The sequence below is a fragment of the Paenactinomyces guangxiensis genome (assembly GCF_016055185.1).
In the GTDB taxonomy this organism is placed as follows: domain Bacteria; phylum Bacillota; class Bacilli; order Thermoactinomycetales; family Thermoactinomycetaceae; genus Paenactinomyces; species Paenactinomyces guangxiensis.
Window position 1 is genome coordinate 1 of sequence record NZ_JAECVR010000053.1, and the last position, 3,525, is coordinate 3,525.

General features: G+C 45.5%; 5 protein-coding genes. 4 read left to right on the forward strand and 1 reads right to left on the reverse strand.

Features of this window, described 5'->3' with window-relative positions:
• Positions 1-144: zinc ribbon domain-containing protein (locus I8U27_RS20185; protein WP_181755113.1), on the forward strand; the 144-nt coding region annotated here is incomplete at its 5' end.
• 159 nt (positions 145-303) lie between these two features.
• Complete coding sequence (locus tag I8U27_RS20190) at positions 304-921, forward strand: KinB-signaling pathway activation protein (protein WP_181755115.1); 618 nt, start codon at positions 304-306, stop codon at positions 919-921.
• Positions 922-1,105: 184 nt separating this feature from the next.
• On the opposite strand, the gene pdaB is transcribed toward I8U27_RS20190, so the two are convergent.
• Positions 1,106-1,870, reverse strand: coding sequence for a polysaccharide deacetylase family sporulation protein PdaB (gene pdaB / locus I8U27_RS20195; protein WP_181755117.1), 765 nt, complete (start codon positions 1,868-1,870; stop codon positions 1,106-1,108).
• A gap of 124 nt (positions 1,871-1,994) precedes the next feature.
• Between pdaB and I8U27_RS20200 the strand changes: the two genes are divergently transcribed.
• Both I8U27_RS20200 and I8U27_RS20205 read left to right on the forward strand, forming a co-directional pair.
• Positions 1,995-2,615 (forward strand): stage II sporulation protein M, encoded by a 621-nt coding sequence (locus I8U27_RS20200; protein WP_181755119.1) that lies wholly within the window; start codon positions 1,995-1,997, stop codon positions 2,613-2,615.
• Between the two features lie 12 nt (positions 2,616-2,627).
• Positions 2,628-3,047: an OsmC family protein gene (locus I8U27_RS20205; RefSeq protein ID WP_181755121.1), complete on the forward strand. Its 420-nt coding sequence runs from the start codon at positions 2,628-2,630 to the stop codon at positions 3,045-3,047.
• Positions 3,048-3,525: the final 478 nt, after the last annotated feature.

Here is a 3,525-nt window from a genome sequence, read left to right on the forward strand (position 1 = left end):
TGTTCTTGTTGCGGTCATAAGAAAATCAACCTTTCCCTGTCTGAACGGATGTTTCGTTGTGAACAATATGGATGTGAAAGAGACAGAGACCTGAATGCAGCTGTCAATCTGGCAAAGGCAGATGAATATGCAGTGTTAACTTGACTGACCTGCATATATGTACCGATGGCTAGTCGGGAATTGACGCCTGTGGAGTGCTATATCAAACCGTAGTAGCGAGCAAGGGGTGAGGCTGGGCACGAAGAAGCAGGAATCCTCTGGCATGGACATTTTTGTCTATGTTTTTAGTAGCAGAGACGAACGATGACTTTGAAGAAACTTTTCTATTGGTTTTGGTCTACACTTGTACTGGGAGCTGTACTGGCCGTACTGCTTGGGGAACTGGTTCATGTTGTGCTCGGAAGGGAGATCTTTGGTTCTCCAACACAGCTGTTGCTAAGTGGTTCTACCTTTGCTGCGGTATCGCAACTGGGTTTTTTCTCCTATTTGGTATTTCATTGGCTCAGTAGCGGGCTTATCAGAAATACATCACTGTATGATGCTTTGCAAGTGCTGTTGGTCCTTGTCGTCCTGGGCAACCTGGTCTATCTCAATATTGCCAAATTCGGAGGAACATTTCTTTTCGTGCATTTGCTGATTCCTCTCCTCATCTTAGCGGCGGGGCTGGCGGTAGCCTGGCTCAAAGCAAAATGGACCAATCGCAGCGGATTTATCCCGGCACTCTTTTTTATGGTGGTAGCAACAACTCTGGAAGCGATTCCATCTATTAACTCCAAGGCAGGTGAATTGCCGGTTGCTTTTATCTTTTTTACTGTGATCATTTTACTTGCCTGCAATTCCTGGCAGATTCTGCAGTTGCACCGCTGGGTTAAAAAGCCTGAAAGTAAAAAGGTTTCAACAGCAGGGTCTACACAGGGATGAAAGTTTGAATTATGCCGGGGAGGCAGAATTCTGGGGCGACCTTTTGCCGAGCCCCTTGTGAAGTTTTTGGAGCGGTCATCTCTACTTCTATCCAGGAGCGCCGATCGGAGCAAGACGGAATTCCCCCTCCCCCTTCGTTACGAACACTTTCACAGAAAAAAGCTAGACCCTTTCGTCTAGCCATTTATTCAACAGGTTTCATTTTTACTTCGGAACCGGCGATCAGTTCGGATACTGTTACAAATTCATAACCTTTTGCTCTGAGTGAATCAATAATGGCAGGAAGAGCTTCATGGGTTTGCTTACAGGAGTCGCTCGCATGCATTAAAATAATATCGCCGGGGTGTGCTTTTTTCACGACTCTTTGAATGATCTTATCTTTGCCCGGGTTCATCCAATCAAGGGAGTCGGTATCCCATTGAATTGTTTTATACCCCATTTGATCAGCGATTCGAAGGACACGTTTGTCGAAATCGCCGTTGGGGAAGCGAATCAGCTTTGGCTTTTTCCCCGTGACTTCGGTCAGGTTTTGATCAGCTTTGCTGATTTGTGTGCGGATCTGGTGTTCGTTATAGCTGCTGTAATTGTCATGTCGGTGCCCGTGACTGCCGATTTCATATCCCATATCGTCAATGCGCTTGACGATGTCCGGATGCGTTTCCGCCCAGGGAGAGGATAGGAAGAAGGTTGCTTTTTTTAATCCTTTTTGCTCCAGTACATCCAAAATAGGGCCCGCCCGTTCTTCGCCCCAGCTGATGTCAAAGGTGAGAGCCACTTGCTTTTTATCGGTATTGACACTGTAAATGGCTTGAGGGCCCGTATCCAGCGGAAAGAAAACCTGCACATTTTCATTCTCGGCATAAAAGATTCCCAGGGCAAAAAGGATGGCCACGGCAATCACCAAGGTGCGTTTGATTTGCTTTCCAGAGAACACCCAAATAAAATTCATACTTTCACCCTCCAATTATGGTCGCATGAGAGACTGGATACCTGTCCTATACTAAAATGTATGCTGCGGGACCAAGGTTATGATTGATTGTCCTTTCTGGTCTCAGGAAGAGAGGAGGAGATTTATGCAGCGATTTATGCACGCGTTAAAAGCTGAGCAAAGATATTTAGGAATCGCCATTCTCGTATTTGTGGTAAGTGCTGTTTCCGGTTATGTCAACGGTGAAGGGATCTTTAAGACTTTAAAAGAAATGGGAGTGCTTGACTCCCTGGAAGAGGTTGTCCGGTCCATCAGCCAAAACCCCTCTTTCTTTCACATATTTACCACTCTTTTTGTTAATAACATCACTGCTTCTTTCTCTATGATTGGAATGGGGTTGTTTTTTGGTATAGTACCCTTTATGTCCATGTTGACCAACGGGATGTTGTTGGGGGCCACATTAATGACTGCCGCTGAAAAAACAGGAACAAATCCGTTGGTGATTTTTGTCACCACTATTTTGCCTCACGGTGTGCTGGAGTTGCCGGCGGCAATACTGGCGGCCGCCTTTGGCATGAGGCTCGGGGTGGCCGCGATTCGGAGGATCATAGCCCTGTTTGTTCCCAGGCTTCATGAATCCAGCGTTGAGGAGTGGAGAGGAATCCGTACCCGTCTTCCGGTTGTGTTGGTGGGTGTGACTGTCCTCATCCTCGTGGCGGCTGTCATTGAAACAAGCTTAATCTTATACCTGAAACCACAGAGTTAAGGGGGAAATGTTATGAAAGTAAATATTTATTGGAAAGGCTCCATGCATTTTGCGACGAAAACACCCTCCGGGCATACGATTTCCCTGGATGCCGCACAAGAAGTCGGCGGGGAGAATCTGGGACCCCGGCCAACGGAGATATTATTGTCCGCAGTGGGAACCTGTTCAGGGATTGATATTGTAGATATACTAAAAAAAATGCGTTTACAAGTGGACTCATTTGCGATGGAAGTCAGCGGGGAGCGTGCGGAAGACCACCCGCGCCGTTTTACCCGTGTGCATATACATTATCAACTGGAGGGGAACCTGCCGGAAGAAAAAGTCCGCCGCGCCGTACAACTGTCGGTGGAGAAATATTGCTCAGTCTCTAATTCATTAAACGCTGAGATTACGAGCAGCTTTGAAATAAATGGACAAAGATACGAATCGTAAAAAAGGGCCGCTTCAATATGGCTCTTTTCTGCGGTTAATTGCAGAAAAATCTGCTGGTTATCGGACTTATAAAAATAAAATTATACATTTGATATCAGGCTTTGAGCGTATGCAGCATATGAATAAATGACAGTGAATGGGTAATGACCGCGTTTAAAAAATACTATAAGATTAAGGATACTGTAGAAGTGATCATGAAAAAATGATAAGGGTTGACAGCTCATTATTTATCATGCTATATTATTTTACGTCGCTGACGCGGCCGCTTCTCTTGCGGCTTAGCGGAGACAGCGAAAAAAACCTCAAAAAAGATATTGACAAAATTGTTCAGCCGTGATAGGATTGATCTTGTCGCTGCTTAAATGAGTCAGCGACAAACGAAGCAAAGTGTTCCTTGAAAACTAAAGAGTGATTACACGACCTGTTGATTCTTTTTGAGCAATCAAACTTCATGGAGAGTTTGATCCTGGCTCAGGAC

Excerpts from the sequence above, each read along its gene's own strand:
- I8U27_RS20190 (WP_181755115.1), top strand. The coding sequence starts at position 304 with ATGACTTTGAAGAAACTTTTCTATTGGTTTTGGTCTACACTTGTACTG.
- I8U27_RS20200 (WP_181755119.1), top strand. The coding sequence starts at position 1,995 with ATGCAGCGATTTATGCACGCGTTAAAAGCTGAGCAAAGATATTTAGGA.
- pdaB (WP_181755117.1), bottom strand. The coding sequence starts at position 1,870 with ATGAATTTTATTTGGGTGTTCTCTGGAAAGCAAATCAAACGCACCTTG.
- I8U27_RS20205 (WP_181755121.1), top strand. The coding sequence starts at position 2,628 with ATGAAAGTAAATATTTATTGGAAAGGCTCCATGCATTTTGCGACGAAA.